Source organism: Collimonas sp. (assembly GCF_035566375.1).
Lineage (GTDB): Bacteria > Pseudomonadota > Gammaproteobacteria > Burkholderiales > Burkholderiaceae_D > Collimonas.
The window spans coordinates 170,748-186,895 of record NZ_DATMRK010000035.1; the positions used below are offsets into that span (position 1 = coordinate 170,748).

General features: G+C 49.9%; 15 protein-coding genes and 1 pseudogene. 7 read left to right on the top strand and 9 right to left on the bottom strand.

Features of this window, described 5'->3' with window-relative positions; genetic code table 11:
- Nucleotides 1-35: 35 nt before the first annotated feature.
- The 6 genes from VNZ60_RS11395 to VNZ60_RS11420 form a co-directional block, all read right to left on the bottom strand.
- Nucleotides 36-992, bottom strand: coding sequence for a DNA cytosine methyltransferase (locus VNZ60_RS11395; protein ID WP_325659169.1), 957 nt, complete (start codon nt 990-992; stop codon nt 36-38).
- 316 nt (nt 993-1,308) lie between these two features.
- Nucleotides 1,309-1,551 (bottom strand): hypothetical protein, encoded by a 243-nt coding sequence (locus VNZ60_RS11400; protein ID WP_325659171.1) that lies wholly within the window; start codon nt 1,549-1,551, stop codon nt 1,309-1,311.
- Between the two features lie 253 nt (nt 1,552-1,804).
- Nucleotides 1,805-2,260, bottom strand: a complete 456-nt coding sequence (locus VNZ60_RS11405; RefSeq protein WP_325659173.1) for a hypothetical protein — start codon at nt 2,258-2,260, stop codon at nt 1,805-1,807.
- A 2-nt stretch (nt 2,261-2,262) separates the two neighbouring features.
- Nucleotides 2,263-3,048, bottom strand: coding sequence for a metallophosphoesterase (locus VNZ60_RS11410; RefSeq protein ID WP_325659175.1), 786 nt, complete (start codon nt 3,046-3,048; stop codon nt 2,263-2,265).
- Nucleotides 3,049-3,170: 122 nt separating this feature from the next.
- Nucleotides 3,171-3,521 carry a hypothetical protein gene (locus VNZ60_RS11415; protein WP_325659177.1) on the bottom strand — a complete coding sequence of 117 codons (351 nt, stop codon included), beginning with the start codon at nt 3,519-3,521 and terminating at the stop codon, nt 3,171-3,173.
- Nucleotides 3,522-3,565: 44 nt separating this feature from the next.
- Nucleotides 3,566-4,294, bottom strand: coding sequence for a hypothetical protein (locus VNZ60_RS11420; RefSeq protein WP_325659179.1), 729 nt, complete (start codon nt 4,292-4,294; stop codon nt 3,566-3,568).
- Nucleotides 4,295-4,466: 172 nt separating this feature from the next.
- On the opposite strand from VNZ60_RS11420, the gene VNZ60_RS11425 reads away from it, so the two are divergent.
- Both VNZ60_RS11425 and VNZ60_RS11430 read left to right on the top strand, forming a co-directional pair.
- On the top strand, nt 4,467-4,781 hold the full coding sequence (locus VNZ60_RS11425) for a helix-turn-helix domain-containing protein (RefSeq protein ID WP_325659181.1): 315 nt from the start codon (nt 4,467-4,469) through the stop codon (nt 4,779-4,781).
- Between the two features lie 1,106 nt (nt 4,782-5,887).
- On the top strand, nt 5,888-6,280 hold the full coding sequence (locus tag VNZ60_RS11430; protein ID WP_325659183.1) for a helix-turn-helix domain-containing protein: 393 nt from the start codon (nt 5,888-5,890) through the stop codon (nt 6,278-6,280).
- Here VNZ60_RS11430 and VNZ60_RS11435 read toward each other — a convergent pair.
- Nucleotides 6,277-6,630, bottom strand: a complete 354-nt coding sequence (locus VNZ60_RS11435) for a hypothetical protein (RefSeq protein WP_325659185.1) — start codon at nt 6,628-6,630, stop codon at nt 6,277-6,279. The two genes, VNZ60_RS11430 and VNZ60_RS11435, sit on opposite strands and share 4 nt — an antisense overlap.
- A gap of 66 nt (nt 6,631-6,696) precedes the next feature.
- Here VNZ60_RS11435 and VNZ60_RS11440 point away from each other — a divergent pair, with 66 nt between their 5' ends.
- From VNZ60_RS11440 to VNZ60_RS11455, 5 genes and pseudogenes are all read left to right on the top strand, one after another.
- Nucleotides 6,697-7,401 (top strand): TnsA endonuclease N-terminal domain-containing protein, encoded by a 705-nt coding sequence (locus tag VNZ60_RS11440; RefSeq protein ID WP_325659187.1) that lies wholly within the window; start codon nt 6,697-6,699, stop codon nt 7,399-7,401.
- Nucleotides 7,382-9,376: a hypothetical protein gene (locus VNZ60_RS11445; RefSeq protein WP_325659189.1), complete on the top strand. Its 1,995-nt coding sequence runs from the start codon at nt 7,382-7,384 to the stop codon at nt 9,374-9,376. Before VNZ60_RS11440 ends, VNZ60_RS11445 begins: the two co-directional genes overlap by 20 nt.
- Entirely contained in the window at nt 9,373-10,353 is a 981-nt protein-coding gene (locus VNZ60_RS11450) for a TniB family NTP-binding protein (protein WP_325659190.1), read from the top strand. Before VNZ60_RS11445 ends, VNZ60_RS11450 begins: the two co-directional genes overlap by 4 nt.
- Nucleotides 10,350-10,688: pseudogene (locus VNZ60_RS25345) on the top strand (TniQ family protein); the annotation flags it as partial. The gene VNZ60_RS11450 and the pseudogene VNZ60_RS25345, both read left to right, overlap by 4 nt.
- A gap of 114 nt (nt 10,689-10,802) precedes the next feature.
- Nucleotides 10,803-12,236, top strand: coding sequence for a hypothetical protein (locus VNZ60_RS11455; RefSeq protein WP_325659192.1), 1,434 nt, complete (start codon nt 10,803-10,805; stop codon nt 12,234-12,236).
- 185 nt (nt 12,237-12,421) lie between these two features.
- Here the strand turns inward: VNZ60_RS11455 and gyrB are convergent, their stop codons facing one another.
- Nucleotides 12,422-14,905, bottom strand: coding sequence for a DNA topoisomerase (ATP-hydrolyzing) subunit B (gene gyrB / locus VNZ60_RS11460; protein WP_325659194.1), 2,484 nt, complete (start codon nt 14,903-14,905; stop codon nt 12,422-12,424).
- 111 nt (nt 14,906-15,016) lie between these two features.
- The gene (gene dnaN, locus VNZ60_RS11465) at nt 15,017-16,123 is read right to left on the bottom strand and encodes a DNA polymerase III subunit beta (protein WP_211467259.1); all 1,107 of its coding nucleotides are present in this window, start codon (nt 16,121-16,123) and stop codon (nt 15,017-15,019) included.
- Nucleotides 16,124-16,148 lie beyond the last annotated feature (25 nt).

Sequence of the window (16,148 nt, forward strand, 5' to 3'; positions counted from 1 at the left end):
CTCAAACAAGAAAATCCTTTGAAGCTTGCGTTGTTTTACTGTTGATCTATCCAACTAAAGATCGCTGTCATCACATCAGAACAAACACCATTTCCGCAAAGTTTCACTCTCTCCCTACGACTTCCGTAAGGAAGAACGTGGTCATCCCCCCCTCCCATTGCACGCGACAATTCCTCTGGCTGCAGCATTCGGAGGTAAGGCTCATCATCTTTCCAAGTAACTAGGCCGAAGCGATCAATTGTCGTTACTGTTCGAAGCGGAACCTCCAGAGACTGCCAACCTCCGGCGTAATCGGACCCGTAATAAACAATGATGAATGAAACATTTCTGCCAAGAGCGGCCATTGCTCTCTCTGCCCTCTCAAGAGTCGCCTTCGCTCTTCCAGGCCTGTAAAGCAGTTCTGATTTGTAATCCGCATCCCAATCAATGGCATCATTGGCCGACAATCTCTCGAACTCAATGGTTTGCAGCAACTCATCCTTGGTAACTGTGGTGCCCTCCAAATCGCACACCAAGAACATCCGCTTCCGTGCTTGAGGAGAACCAAAATCGGCAGAATTTAAATGCAGATCGCTGACCGTATAACCGAAATCTTCAATGGTCTGAACAAGTTCATTATGTCGCGACCATCTCTTCATACGATTTACGTTCTCAACTATCACCCAACGCGGTTGCATGGCTTCAATCCAGGGAACAATACCCATTGCAGTCTCTCGACTAAGCTCTGTGCCTGGCTTAGAACCGCGCGCAATTGAATGGGACGTACACTCGGGGGAAGTAAGGAGAACATCTGGGGCATATCGCTCGCCGAGCGCAGCGATATCGACATTTTCGATACGCTCAGTAATGACATCTGCTTCTGGGAAATTTGCCTGGTAAGTCTGCGTAGCAATATCCCAAGCATCCAACCCCAGTAGTGGCACCCCGCCGCCACGAACGGCTCCGCGAGCACCGAATCCTCCGCCACAGAATAAATCAACAAATGTGGCCATTTTTCACTCCAAAGGTTGTGCAGACACCAGGTTACCAGGTCAATCACCAAACACAAGCCCTAAGGCAAGTTTTTTAGAAAAAAAACACTAAATCTGCGAAACGCGTCCAAAATTGCAACACATCGCCGTCTAACCATCCCATTGATTCGCAGGCTACCGTTGTGAATTAATCTATAAATTATTGCATATTCCAATCAATTTGAGCACTGAGTCCGGCACCGAAATCAGTCAGTCCATTGCTTCTGATCAGTGGTTTGGGGATTTTTGTTACATATACCGATGCATAGCGAGTCAAGGAGCTGGCTTTCTTGGCTGCTCAAAATACCCGACGGTGATGTCTAGCCGTCAGTTCGCGACCGATGAAATCGTCCAGATTGAAATTGGCGACTTGATCGACCAAGTGATTCAAGGCGTCCGGCGTTTTAAGGATTAGACGGTACTCAAACAAACCATTGATTGCCTCGCTGCCTTTGAGGCTCACTGGGATCAGCGCAGGCGGGCCCATGATCTCGGGGATGATTGCATTTTTAAGGCTCAGGCTGCGAGGCGTGTTGAACATTGGGGGGTTCCTAAAAAGCGGCATGCCGACGGAAATACTAATAGGTCAAGTATTTCATTATCATAATGCCATTTTCTCTATAGGGATGTCAGCCCTTGTCAAATCTTGGGTGCCAATACAGGCTAGCTTCGGTAGGACGCCTGCACTCGACCCGATGAAGGCGAGTCAGAACGGTCTGAGCGATCAAACGGCGTTTTCTAAAATGCGGAAACACTGCCGCCGCTAATGCAAGCATCGCAGCAACTCCCTTGCGCTATCGAAAAGCATAGCGATTCGCCATGGCATCATAAAGCGCATGATGTTCAGGGAGTTTATTTTTTTTGTAAAAATCGCAGCGAAGCTGCTCTTCGATGCTGTTACCAACGAACGCCTGCCGACACCACCTCGGCACCTGATATTCCAAAGCATTGATCAATAGATCCCAATCAGTCTGGGAATCAACACAGAGTTTGATGTGGTCCGATTGAGCTCTAACAAGCTCTAACCAAGCTCGCAATCTGACGGGCAATTCGTCTCTGGAGCATATAGCGCCTGGAAAACGCCCAAGCAATGGAACAACCGTTTCGCGTACAAAGTCACTACATTCGCCGTGTGGATAAGGGATTTCCGCATAGAACTCTTCGCCGGAATCTGCGACCATCCCGATGCTGATGAGTTGTGGACGAAAGAAATCTGTGAATTCTGTGTCGAGAAATATTTTTAGAGTCATCGCTAGATCTCGATCACCAGCGCTGGATTAAACGCTTCGTTTTCCCATTCAAGTTGATCGACATGCGACACCGTTCTCACATTGACTGGGTAGCCACGTGGATTGGCGATGACGCGCGTAGTACCGATCTGATAATCGAAATTATCGTGTACATGCCCATGTATCCACAAATCCGCCTTCTCGATCAAGGGCGTCAAGTCGCTCACGAAGGCAGCATTCAACAGCGTGCCAGCGAAGCGTGGATGAATCGAATTCGGATGCGGCCCATGGTGCGTAACAACGACAGTGCGTCCGTCAAAGTTACCATCAAGCTTTTCTTCCAGCCAAAGACGTGACTTTTGGTGGATCTTCAAAGCATCTTGCGCAGTGAACCGCCCGTGCCTGCCGCGAATGACTTTATGATCATTCAAATTCCGTTCCGCTTCTCGCATTGCACTCAGTGGATTCGACGGATCCACCCGGTAATCTGTCCATAGGCAGCAACCAAGAAAACGCACATCATCGAGGACGTATTCTTTTCGTTCAAGATAGTGCACGTTGCCGCACGCCTCAAAATTTTCCATCTCCTCAACAAGATCGAAATACCTTTCCCTGTAGGGTTCGTGATTGCCATGCACATAGATGACGGGCACCGGCCAATCCGCGAACGCAGTGATCGCTTTGGTATTGCGATGAATGTCACCGGCGATGATCAAGACGTCCGAATCCGTATGTTCAATTACACGGTAATCAGGGAATCGCTGATCTAGAAATTCCAAATGGAGATCAGAAGCAATTTGAATTTTCATGATCTGACTAAGTGGAATTTGTTCGTCATACCTGTATATTAATCCCCAATTCCGCAGAAGTTCTCGAATTGATTTCGGTGTCCAGATCAGGAGAGATTAGCTGCTTCTCTGCTATATAGTCACTAGCCGAAGATGAACGCCCCTACTTTTCCCAATGCAATGATCATCAAGCCGCAAACAATGATCGTGAGCCAAACTGACAGACCGCGCGCCGCCACATACCAGCCTCCGACCGCTCCGACAATCTGAGCCACACGGGACAACCAGTTTGAACCGAAATCCCAGCCAAACGATTGATGCAACTCGTGAGGCAGCACCCATCCCGCGAATGAAGCCATTCCCAAAAACGCATAGAAGAAGCCTCTCGCACCATCTTCGCTGTTGAATCGATCAAGTTCCGGAATTGGCGCATAACGTTCAGTTAACACGCATAGGGTAGAGACTGCGATGATATATAGCGTCGAAAAAATCATGAGCGTTCAAATAATTGGGAAACCGATGACCGATTGGAACATTGTTATTTTTGGTAACCCACGATCCAGATATTGGTTGGCGCACCTGGCTTCCAACCCGTCTCTGTCAGCAGTTGCTCCACGAATGCGATCGCGTCCTGCCCCTTCTGCCATTGCGACGCACCAAACGCATCCAACGGATACGCCAGCATGGGCGGCTTAGGACCTTCGCCACGCACATTGCCAGTGTGGCCGCTGGCGGACTGCGTCATGAACAGTTGGTAGTTGACGGCTTGGTTGACGGCAAATGCCAGAGTACTTTGCCAACATACGGCAAATGGTTGAATTTTTTCCGAACTGATATTGCTGTGCCACAGGGTGGCGCGGGCAATCCAGCAATTTGGTCGTGTCCAGTCAAGGGCCGTTACAGCGACCCGAGGATAGATACTCTTCGACGTGCCGTCGTAGGGATGCTTGGCAAAAAGACCCGCCAATGCTGTTTTTTTGATGGATTTTACGTCTTCTGGCAAGGCACTCGGGCCGGTACTTGGCGCATTACTTGTGCTGTTGACTTCTGTGACGTTCTTTTGCGTCTTTGACTGTCCAATCGACGACAACATGCCTTCGACCGATTGATTGATTCTGTCGCCTACGTTGCTCGTAGCGCATCCGGCCAGCAGTTGAGTCACCACAAACGCGGCAATTAGCGGCCTGGATATGCCGATCTGCGGCATCGGTTGGGTATGGACTGCGTCGGTCAGGGCGGAATATTGGTTAAGAGCGGTTTTGGGCATGAAAAATCCAATTCAAGTCGATCGATATATGTTGAGAACGAGCTTTCCAGCGGTGGGATGTCAGGTTTGGTTAACGCTCCCAACGACTTTACTAATACTACGATATACGTAGTATCTAGGATAACAAATTATTACGATTCTCGTAGTTCTTATATGTATTGAGAACTACGCAATGAGCAATGCCAATGAAATATGGGGGCGCCGCCTCAAGGAAGCCCGTATTGCAGCTGGTTTGTCACAAAAGCAGCTAGGCATCCAGGCCGGACTGGACCAGTTTGTTGCCAGCCCAAGGATTAATCGCTATGAACTAGGGGTTCATAAAGCCGACTACAAGATCGCTCAAAATTTGGCAAAGATATTGGATGTACCTACAGGGTATTTCTATACAGAAGAAGATAATCTGGCCGAATTGATGCTGAACTTTTATCGGCTTCCAGCAAAGAAAAAGAATGACATAATAAAATTAGCTCGGATGCATTCAAGCTAACGAAGGATACGCGTCCAGTTGCCCCTACTGCCTCTTAAGGTACGGCCGCCTTCCAATGCACATCTTCGTCACCAATCTAGCTACACCAAATACCTATTGCAAATCGTTCGTTAGCATAGATATCCACGGACCACGTTTAAAATTGACGACCTCATAGTCCTTCAAGCGTTGCGAACTCCAGCAAACAAAAAAAGTCTTTTTACCGTCCAACCAAACGTTTACCGAATAATTCTCACCTCCGTATATGCATGCCATAGATTTTGGCGTCATAAAAATAACAGATAATCTGTCACGATCAGCCATATGGACAGGACCTGGCAGGTTCTTCAAAATTTTCTCTTCCCCGTACTTGTTCACCCACGAAACGGCGACATCGACAAGAATAGGAACTAACTCAATCTTCGATAGCTGATGCTCAGTCGATTTGTTCATTGGCATATTAACGGAAATCATTACGGGTCTTTGATCGCGCCATTGGCGTCGAGTGGGTGCCAATCTAGTAGACACAGCGACAGATCCTCATTCCCATATTAGCGCAAGCCGCAACGCTTGGAAAATCCGGTGCCACCTCTCGATGCATGTCCTGATGCAATGGCTTCTGGCCGATGACGGTTGAGACACAGATCCTTTCCCAGAATTTATACCGACCGCGGGCCTCGGCAACATCGGGACAAATGTGAATCGCCATAAGTATCTAAAAAATAAGCATAAGAATGATTGCACCGTTTATGAAAGCCGGATTGCGGCCATCGAGATGGTGGCGCGATAACCACCTTCTATAAAGCGTTGTTTTATGCCCACAGCAGGCGAAAAACATGAAATATTTTTTTTGCGCTTATTTCGACTCTCGATTACTTCAAATCACCGTGTTATCACCTCAAATATCAAAACATTTTCACCGGAAATCCGACAAATCTTTTTGATACTTTTAATTCTCGTTGCAATCACTTGCAAAATTAAATTCAAATTTCTTTCCAAAAACAGAGAAAAAACGAGAAATCGAAAATTACGAAAAACGGTTCCCCATTTTATGAAACTCAACGCTCTAGAAATTTACCGACGGTCAATGTAGAGTTTAAAAATCGATCTTCAAAATTGCATAAGAGATGACTCCTGTCGGCCAATTTGTCGTTGCAAAAAGAAATGCGCTAGGTATCACGCAGGATCAGCTCGCGCAGAAATTGGGCGTGAACGGAAGCTATGTCAATCGTATTGAAAAGGGAGGAAAGTCCCCAGGTAATCTGAGATTTTTGGAGAACTTGGCGGTGTGCTTGGAATTATCCCCAGACGAAACGGCCACGCTCTTTACCGCTGCAAGATTATCTCAGCGCGTCATTCGCATGCCGGCCAATTTATCGCCCAGAGGGTATGTGGTGATCGCGAACCTTGTGTCTGGCGTCAGTGAGTTGAACGATGCGCAATTAGGTCTGCTGGAAACAATGATCAACGCTGTTCGATGTGGCGCAATGAAACCCTCGCCCACATCTCTAGACGTTTAACCAAAACCAATTTTGAAAAAGGAGAGACCCATGTAAAAACGCCACAAACCTGTGGAAGGCCTGCGGCGCTTTCTGTTTGAGACGGGATCCTCCTGCAAGAGGAAACGTACTACAAGATCAGTACTTGTAGTCTCAATCTTTCCCGCCTCGACGTCAAGCCTTCCCCTTGTATTTTTTGCTGCCCCAACCATAGCGATTTGATCATTCTTGGTCAAATCACGGAGTGGTTTTGTCTGCTGATATCTGAATATTGTCCCAAGTTGGTCATGTTCATGGTCCGCAGCGAGGGGCTTTTGCATCGCAAAATCAGTGACGAATTCAACCTCCAATGCACCGAATTCGTCACGCACGGGCTAACGATGATCAAAGAATAAATATGCACTTGACCATCGCGTTAGCTTCAAAGGAGAAATGATATGAAGAAGAAAAGCGATCGTTCACGCGGTATGCCTAATCAATATAGCGGCGCTCCATTGTCCCCGCGTGCCCGAGAACCGATAGGTCGATCGTTCGGACTTGTCAGAGGTAAATTTCCCTCCCGAAAAATTGGACGAATGGTTCATTGGGAGAGCCAACTTGAGCGAGATGCGGTGAAGCTGTTCGAATTTTCATCGGGCATTTCGGCCTACCGCGAACAACCCATGCGGGTGTATTACGGCCATGATGGAAAAACACGCCGTTATACCCCCGACTTTGAAATAACACTCCATACCGGTGAAATTCAATTCATCGAGGTTAAGCCACTGCAAAAAACACTCGACCCTCAGGAGTCAGCTCGTCTTGCTCGAATTCAGGATCATTTTGACCAGAACGGAAACACGTTACGCGTAATCACAGAAGTCGATATCAGACAAAAGCAGCTTTTAGAAAACCTCGACGTGCTGTTCCGCCGTCGACGTAAAACGCTTTGTGCATTTGATCGACGCACATGGAGAAAACGCTTCGGCAATGCTGACACCATCACATTCGACGATGCAGTAGCAATCATCGGTAATGACTGTGACGTCTGGCATCTGATCGAGCAGGAAATCTTGATCTGCGATCTGCGCGACACAGTCCACGGAAAAACTATTCTGACGGTAACGAAAGAAGGAGAAGAAAATGCAAAGTTATACATTTAAAGTTGGCGCAGGCCTGGTAGTCGATGGTCAACGTTCGCAAATCGTTCGCATGCTCGGTGATGGCCGGGTTCAACTTGAGTCGGAGTCCGACGGCACGTTAGTAATGACCAACAAAGAGGAACTGTTACAGCAATATGCACAAAAGCGCGTGCAATTCATCGGTAGCAATAGCAGCACCATGGGGTGCTCTACTCTGCGCTCGACGAGTCGAGCCCTGCATACCTTCCCGCAAGAAATTCAAAATAGGGCCATTAGGAAAAAGAAATACCTAGATTACGTACTCGGTCGTGGATCCTTCGTTTCCACAATGGCAGTGTTAGAACCGATGATCACCGATTGTGCACGTCAGCTCAACGATGAACATCCGCCGAGCGTCATTACCGTATGGCGTTGGTATAAGGAATTTATACGTCATCAACGTGATTATCGCGCCATCATCGATCGGCAAGATCTGAAGGGCGGAAAGGGAAGTCGCCTTCATCCAGATGTACAGGAAATACTCGAAGATGCCATCGACACTGTCTATTTAACTGAGGAAAGAAATTTCGGTAGCGAAGTAGAGTCGAAATTGAGATATTGCATAGATAAAAAAAATGAGTTCCGCGCTGATCAAGAAAAACTCGTCATGCCAAGCAAGGCAACCCTATATCGCGTACTTGCTAGCCTCGACAAATACGATGAGACACATGCGCGATTCGGGAAAAACATTGCGCAGATGAAGTTTCGTACCAGCAGACTTGGCGTGCGGCCGAAACGCATCCTTGAAAGGGTCGAGATTGATCACACTCCGTTGGATCTTTTCGTCATAGATGAAACAACGGGCCTGCCTCAAGGGCGGCCTACTGTGACAATGGCAATTGATGCAAAATCGAAAATGCCTATCGGCATGCATATCGGCTTTGCTGGGGCCTCGATCGAGGCCGTCTTTGCCTGCTTGCGCCACGCGCTGGTACCTAAAACATACATTAAGGAAGCTTATCCTGAGATTGAACATGATTGGCCTTGCCATGGCCGGATAGAAACACTGGTATGCGACAACGGATTGGAATTCCATAGTGCGCAGCTGGAGCGTGTTGCTTACGAATTAGGCACGCAGCTCCAATTTTGCCCAAAGCGCCAGGCCTATTACAAGGGTTCGATTGAACGGTTTCTGAAAACACTGAACTATCAATTCGCTCGGTCACTCCCTGGCCATAGTTTTGCACAATGGTTTCATCGCGAAGATTACGATCCATTGAAACACGCAGTCATCACTTTTCAGCAATTGATGCGCTATTTACACCGCTGGTTGATTGATATTTACGCTCAAAAGCTACACCGAGGCATCAATAGTTCGCCATACAGGAAATGGAGTGAGGGCGTCAAAGAAACGCCCCCTGAGCTATTGTCTGATCTGAGCAGACTGGACATTACACTTGGCCGCACCTGCGAGCGGACCCTGTTTCACTATGGCATTGAAGTACATTGTCTTCGCTATAACGACAAAGCCCTGTTGGCGCTGCGTCGCCAACATGGAGCAACAGTGAAGCTCGAAGTTCGCTATTATTTCGACGATATTTCAGTAATACATGTAATTGACCCCATCACCAAAGAGGCCATCCCTGTACCGGCACTTGATCAGGAATATGCTCGAGGACTGTCGTTAGAGCAGCATCGGCTTATCTGTAGACGTGCACGCGAAATAAATGATGATGCAATTGACCTCTCTGCGTTAGCGCGAGCTAAAACCGAAATTCGTGAGATCGTCAAAGAACTCTCATTCAGTAAATCGCAACGCAAACGTCAGCATGCTGCGAAAATTCAGGGTGTCGGACAAAACAAGAAATCCTCTTTCCTGAGCAAGTCGGTGCCGGACGATGCTATTGCAACCGAGCCCGCTCCGCCCCCGTCTGCAAAAACTCCCGTCGAGGCACTACCTAGCTTCGGTGCGTTGAGCTTCCCTCGTCCTGCAAAATCATCGGGGGCGCCATTATGACTACGACAAATTTCGAACAAAATTTTTATAGCAGACTCAAGGCGGTTGAAGATATTCTCATTCCGCACAGGCATTTCACCGAGACAGTTTCACGTCTTCAACGTGTCATAGAGTTAGCACGACACGGTGCAGAACCTCGACACACCTTGTTGCTTGGAGAGTCTGGGACAGGTAAAACCTGGATAGCGCAATATTTGGCATCACTCTATCCCCACCAAACTGAGAAATACGGTCTTAAAATACCTATTCTATTGGTTCAAACGCCTGCGACTCCGTCATTGAAAGGCCTTGCAGAAGCAATTCTTACGGCACTAGGCGATCCCGTCGTACTCAGAGGAACGGCCTCAGAGAAGCGTGAGCGTGCTCTCGGACTACTTAGAAAATTAAAAGTAGAACTGATCATATTTGATGAGTTTCAACACTTTCTGGATCACGGTAAACAAGACTCTCTCATTTCCGTATCTGATTGGTTAAAGCGTTTCATTGATGATGCGAGTATTCCTTGCCTGTTAATGGGCTTGCCGCGTTGTGAAGCAATTTTGCAGGTCAATGAACAACTAAGACGTCGATTCTCACCTCGTCTTGAACTCCTTCCCTTTTCCCTTGATACAGAAGCAGAGGCATGTGAGTTTCAAGCCGTACTTAAAGAAATAGACAAGGCATTACCGAACGAGCACTTATCTGGACTCGACGAAGAAACACTGGCTACCCGACTTTTCTATGCCAGCAACGGTTTGATTGGCTACCTTCGTACATTGATTACAGGCGCCTTCGAATTGATGGTAGTGGAGAACAGATCCACGTTGGATATTACCTTGCTTGAGAGAGCTTTTATCGAGGTAATTTGGAAGGAGGGGCAAAAAGCCCTCAATCCATTTCATCCGAAATTTAAACTCCGAAAACTAAATCAGTTGGGCGAACCTTTTGCCATTGCGGTCAAGTCTGCCAGACATGTCGGCAGGAGGGCGACGCAATGACCGGGTCGCTATTAGTTCAATTGGCCCCACACGAAGGCGAAAGCCTTCGTGGATTCGTGCTCAGACTTACCGAAGCGAACTTGCTACCTAGCAGCGCTTGGGTCGCTGATGCGTCTATGGAGGTAAGGCGCTTACGCAGTAAGATTGGTTCGCAATTGCACGGAAGAATTCCTATATGGCTGCGTGTTGGTGGAGGACCCAAATGCAGCATGGGTAATGTCAACGAGAGTTGTATATTAGGTTCGCGAGCGCGCTGTTGTCCAGAGTGTCTTTCGGAAGAACCATATTGGCGTGTGCAATGGGAACATGCCCTTTACACAGTCTGTCATCAGCATGGCTATTTATTAGTCGATCAGTGCCCTCAATGCTCAAAAAGACTGTCTTGGCATCGGGCGCAACTGCGATATTGCGATTGTGGCTCATCATTAATCGAATGGCCGAGGAAAAATATGCCTGAGGCGGAGCGACAGCTATGTGCTCGTCTCGCTCGTTGCATTGCTGCTGACACCGGCAACGTGCACAAGACTGATGGACACGGATTCAGCATCCTCTCAGAGCACATCAGCACTGATGAGATGACGACGCTCATTCGTGTTTTTGGCACCTATGGTGAAATGGTAGGCGCTACCCGCAAACGTGGTGGCTACCACGTCGCGGATATCGACGCTGCACACAATCTTGTGCGGGTTACGACAAGGCTACTTGAAAAATGGCCATCACGGCTTCTTACCTTTTTTCGGGACGCAGGCAAATATGATCATTCTGATGCGATTCGACAGGAACCACCTCGCTATTTTCTGGCTTTCACTAAAGCACTTCGTGCAAAATTCACGTCCCCATCTCTTGAATTTGTGATGACAGAATATCGGCGATTCATGGTCGAAAATTGGCGAGGTGTATTGAATCACCGCAATACCTGGGCACATAGCGCAGATTTCGCGAGTCAACGCTATGTGCCAGCAATTATTGTGGCAAAGCAGCTACGCATCACCCAACAGCGTGTAAAGGAGCTTGTTCGCCACAATATTCTTCGCGGGCATACAAAAATTACGGCGCGCGGCAGAACATATATCGCCATTGAACGCGACTCTATAGCGAACGCGGAAAAACATTTTAACGATCAAGTGACGCTATCTGGTGCCGCAATCCTCCTCGGCTTGCCAAGGGGTAGAGTGGAAGAATTGATATCTGGAGGTTTGTTGGCTTCCATCAATCAAAACCTCGGACGCCAAAGTTCGCGATTGCTGTCTCGTCAGGAAATCGCTACTTTCATAAAGCGCCTGTCGTGCTGCCATCGCGAACCTGTGGAAGAAGACTTACTAACAATGCATGTAATTCTAAAAATACACCTAGCTACGACAAGAGAATTTATAGCGTTTGTTTCCGCCGTCATCATGGGTACGCCCTCCCCCATCCTGACGTCGTCGATAAAACCTGGATTTGTGGGGTTGGCATTCGAGCGTAAAGAATTTTATCAATGGCGTTCGATGTTTCGCGCAAGTACGACAGACATTCATATGACCGTCGTAGATGCCGCGAATAAGCTAAGGATCAAACAAGAGGTCGCCTACCATCTTGTACGCACTGGCTTGTTGCCGTCGACGATGTCTCTGTTGGGCAAGAAAACGTGTCGATTGATTCGATTAGGTGATATTGAGCAGTTTCAGATGACCTACGTCTCCATCACCAATTTGGCCAAAGCGAAAGAGACATCACCAAAGGCGTTAGTTAAGAACCTAGTAAATGCAGGAATTATGCCAATAACTGGACCGAAGGCAGATGGTTGTAGACAGTATTTCTTTCGACGAACAGATCTACCGATTGAGTATACAAAGTCGTCCGCTAAGATCAAGACGGCTACGTCGATCCGCCATCGCATATAGATGTATTGCCTAACACCGCTATGACGCCATCTTGCAAAAAGCCTCGGTATAAACCGAGGCTTTTTTAATTTATACATACCAAAATCTACGTCAGAAAAAAGTAGGATTTTTTCACCTACTGTGAGAAATTGTTTTCACTTGAGTGAGACAATTTTCACCTTCTCTGAGACCCTACAACACAAAAATCAAACATCAATATTCCCAGCCTGCAGCGCATTCAACTCAATAAACGCCCGACGCGGTTCCACATCATCCCCCATCAAGGTCATGAAAATCTGATCCGCAGCAATAGCATCCTCAATCTGCACCTTCAACAACCTGCGCACAGTAGGATCCATCGTGGTTTCCCACAGTTGCGATGGGTTCATTTCTCCCAGACCTTTATAGCGCTGCTTGCTGACGCCGCGTTCTGCTTCGTCGCGCAGCCAGGCCATGGCTTGGTGGAAATCGATGATGGCTGATTCTTTTACTTTTTCACCGGCGCCGCGGCGGATCAGTGCGCCGGGGCCGATCAAACCCTTGAAGGTTGCGGCGGCGTTGGTCAACACCTGATAGTCAGGGCTGGCGACGAAATCGCTGTCGATGGCGCTGGCCTTGATGTTGCCGTGGTAGCGGCGCAGGATGCGCAGGGCGTGCTTGTCGGACAGTTCGTCGGATTTGACGATGACTTGTACCGATGGCTCGTTGATCGATGTTTCCAGCGCTATTGCGGATGCCTTGGCGTCTTCCAGCGTGTCGAGCTTGAGGGTGACGCCGGTCATGATGGAGGTGAGGGCGGCGCCGTCTACTGCGCGTGTTAAACGCGTGATGATGGCGTTGGCGGTGTTGTACTGGCGTACCAGTTCGGCCAGGGCCGGGCCGCTGATCGGCAGCGCGCCTTCGCTTGGCACCAGGGCGGCGTCGTTGAGGGCGACTTGCATCATGTAGGAGACTTCTTCGGCGTCGTCCTTCAGGTAGCGCTCGTCTTTGCCGTGCTTGACTTTGTATAGCGGCGGTTGGGCGATGTAGATGTGGCCGCGTTCTACCAGTTGCGGCATCTGGCGGTAGAACAGGGTCAGCAGCAGGGTGCGGATGTGGGCGCCGTCGACGTCCGCATCGGTCATGATGATGATGCGGTGGTAGCGCAGTTTGTCGGCGTTGAATTCATCGGCGCCGATGCTGGTGCCGAGGGTGGCGATCAGGGTGGTGATCTGCTCGGAGGACAGCATTTTTTCGAAGCGGGCTTTTTCGACGTTGAGCACTTTACCGCGCAACGGCAGGATCGCCTGGAATTTGCGGTCGCGGCCTTGCTTGGCGGAGCCGCCGGCTGAGTCACCCTCGACGATGTAGAGTTCGCACAGGGCTGGATCTTTTTCCTGGCAGTCGGCCAGTTTGGATGAGAGGCCGAGGCCGTCCATGACGCCTTTGCGGCGCGTCAGTTCGCGTGCTTTGCGGGCGGCGTCGCGGGCGCGGGCGGCTTCGACGATTTTGCCGCAGATGATCTTGGCGTCGTTCGGGCGTTCTTGCAGATAATCGTTAAGCGTCTTGGCGACGATTTCTTCTACCGGCAGGCGCACTTCGCTGGAGACCAGTTTGTCTTTGGTTTGCGAGCTGAATTTCGGCTCAGGTACTTTTACCGACAACACGCAGGTGAGGCCTTCGCGCATGTCGTCGCCGCTGGTTTCTACCTTGGCTTTCTTGGCAAAGTCATGTTCTTCGATGTACTTGTTGAGCACCCGGGTCATGGCGGCGCGCAGGCCGGTGAGGTGGGTGCCGCCGTCGCGTTGCGGGATGTTGTTGGTGAAGCAGAGTACTTGTTCGTTGTAGGCGTCGTTCCATTGCATGGAGACGTCGACCGAGACGCCGTCTTTTTCGCCGGTGGCTTGGAAAATGGTCGGGTGCAAGACGGTTTTGGCTTTGTTGATGTATTCAACGAAACCGCGGGTGCCGCCTTCGAAGGCGAAGTTTTCTTCCTTGCCGGTGCGCTGGTCGGTCAGCTTGATGTGCACGCCGTTGTTGAGGAAGGACAGTTCGCGGATGCGCTTGGCCAGGATTTCGTAGTGGAATTCTACGTGCGTGAAAATTTCTTCGTCGGCCCAGAAGTGGACTTCGGTGCCGCGCTTGTCGGTATCGCCGATGACTTTGATCGGGGAAACCAGCATGCCGTCGATGGTTTCGGTTTCGCGATTTTGCGGTACGCCGCGCACGAATTCCATGTAATGCACTTTGCCGTCGCGGCGGATGGTCAGCTTGAGCAGTTTGGACAGGCCGTTAACGCAGGAGACGCCAACGCCGTGCAAGCCGCCGGAAACCTTGTAGGAGTTCTGGTCGAACTTGCCGCCGGCGTGCAGCTCGGTCATGACGATTTCGGCTGCGCTGCGCTTTGGATCGTGCTTGTCGTCGAACTTGATGCCGGTCGGCACGCCGCGGCCGTTGTCGGTGATCGAGATCGAGTTGTCGGAATGGATGGTGACGTGGATTTCGGTGCAGTGGCCAGCCAGCGATTCGTCGATGGAGTTGTCCAGCACTTCGAATACCAGGTGGTGCAGGCCGGTGCCGTCAGAAGTATCGCCGATGTACATCCCGGGGCGTTTGCGTACCGCTTCCAGGCCTTCGAGAATTTGGATCGAGGACGCTCCGTATGCATTAGGTTGCGGCTGATTGGTGTTGTCTTGAGGGGCTGATGACATGACTACCTTCTGAAAAACTTACTTCGAGACTACTTATATTGGGGCTGAGTGCTATTTTTACAAGTAAACAGGGCGGAATAGCATAACGCTTCCCGCCCTGTTTTTTGCAGATTAAATCCGCATTGGCATGACTACGTACTTAAAGTCAGCGTTTTCCGGCACGGTGATCAGGGCCGAGGAATTTGCATCGCCGAGGGCGATGTTGACGTTGTCGCCCTTCAGGTTGTTGAGGACGTCGAGCAGGTAGGTGACGTTGAAGCCGATGTCGACGCTATCGCCGCCGTAATCGATTTCGAGTTCTTCGATCGCTTCTTCCTGATCGGCGTTGGTCGAGCTGATTTTCAGGCTGCCTGGAGTGACTACCCAGCGTACGCCTTTGAACTTGTCGCTGGTCATGATGGCGGCGCGTTGCAGGGAGCGCAGCAACTGGTCGCGGCTGATGGTGAAATCGTTCTTGTAACCCTTGGGCACGACGCGGGTGTAATCGGGGAACTTGCCTTCCACCAGCTTGGAGATCAGTTCGATATCGGCGAACGACAGCTTGACCTGGTTGTTGGCGATTTCGAGCTGGACCGGTTCGTCGGTTTCTTCCAGCAGGCGCTGCAGTTCGATGATGGTCTTGCGCGGGATGATGACTTCCTGGCGCGCAAATTCCTGCTCGGTGGCGACCTGGCAAAACGCCAGGCGGTGGCCGTCGGTGGCGACGGCTATCACGTTTTTACCGTCGAGCACCAGCAGCAGGCCGTTCAGGTAATAGCGGATGTCTTGCTGCGCCATCGAAAAGTGCACCATGTTGAACAGGTGCTTGAGGGTCTTTTGCGGCAGGGTGACGGTGGCGTTGTAATGATCGGCCTGGGCTACTGTCGGGAACTCTTCGGCGGCCAGTGTTTGCAGTGCAAAACGGGATTTGCCGGATTGCACGGTCATGCGTTTGTTACTCAGAGTCAGCGAGACTTCGCCGGTGTCCGGCAGGGCGCGCAGAATGTCGAGCAGCTTACGTGCTGCGACGGTCGTCGCTGCAACTTCGCTACCGCTGCCGACCTGGGCGTTGGTGGTGATTTGCACTTCGATATCGGTCGACAGGAAAGAGACCTTTTCGCCATCTTTGCGAATGAGGATATTGGCCAGAATCGGCAATGTGTGCCGACGCTCGACAATACCGCTCACGATCTGCAGTGGCCGGAGAAGGGTATCTCGGTTGGTTTTGACCAATTGCATAGCTATATCCTTGTTATTTAAAAAT

What these genes read in the sequence shown, in the direction of transcription:
- VNZ60_RS11395 (WP_325659169.1), bottom strand. Translation starts at nt 992, where the DNA reads ATGGCCACATTTGTTGATTTATTCTGTGGCGGAGGATTCGGTGCTCGC.
- VNZ60_RS11400 (WP_325659171.1), bottom strand. Translation starts at nt 1,551, where the DNA reads ATGTTCAACACGCCTCGCAGCCTGAGCCTTAAAAATGCAATCATCCCC.
- VNZ60_RS11405 (WP_325659173.1), bottom strand. Translation starts at nt 2,260, where the DNA reads ATGACTCTAAAAATATTTCTCGACACAGAATTCACAGATTTCTTTCGT.
- VNZ60_RS11410 (WP_325659175.1), bottom strand. Translation starts at nt 3,048, where the DNA reads ATGAAAATTCAAATTGCTTCTGATCTCCATTTGGAATTTCTAGATCAG.
- VNZ60_RS11415 (WP_325659177.1), bottom strand. Translation starts at nt 3,521, where the DNA reads ATGATTTTTTCGACGCTATATATCATCGCAGTCTCTACCCTATGCGTG.
- VNZ60_RS11420 (WP_325659179.1), bottom strand. Translation starts at nt 4,294, where the DNA reads ATGCCCAAAACCGCTCTTAACCAATATTCCGCCCTGACCGACGCAGTC.
- VNZ60_RS11425 (WP_325659181.1), top strand. Translation starts at nt 4,467, where the DNA reads ATGAGCAATGCCAATGAAATATGGGGGCGCCGCCTCAAGGAAGCCCGT.
- VNZ60_RS11430 (WP_325659183.1), top strand. Translation starts at nt 5,888, where the DNA reads ATGACTCCTGTCGGCCAATTTGTCGTTGCAAAAAGAAATGCGCTAGGT.
- VNZ60_RS11440 (WP_325659187.1), top strand. Translation starts at nt 6,697, where the DNA reads ATGAAGAAGAAAAGCGATCGTTCACGCGGTATGCCTAATCAATATAGC.
- VNZ60_RS11445 (WP_325659189.1), top strand. Translation starts at nt 7,382, where the DNA reads ATGCAAAGTTATACATTTAAAGTTGGCGCAGGCCTGGTAGTCGATGGT.
- VNZ60_RS11450 (WP_325659190.1), top strand. Translation starts at nt 9,373, where the DNA reads ATGACTACGACAAATTTCGAACAAAATTTTTATAGCAGACTCAAGGCG.
- VNZ60_RS11455 (WP_325659192.1), top strand. Translation starts at nt 10,803, where the DNA reads ATGCCTGAGGCGGAGCGACAGCTATGTGCTCGTCTCGCTCGTTGCATT.
- gyrB (WP_325659194.1), bottom strand. Translation starts at nt 14,905, where the DNA reads ATGTCATCAGCCCCTCAAGACAACACCAATCAGCCGCAACCTAATGCA.
- dnaN (WP_211467259.1), bottom strand. Translation starts at nt 16,123, where the DNA reads ATGCAATTGGTCAAAACCAACCGAGATACCCTTCTCCGGCCACTGCAG.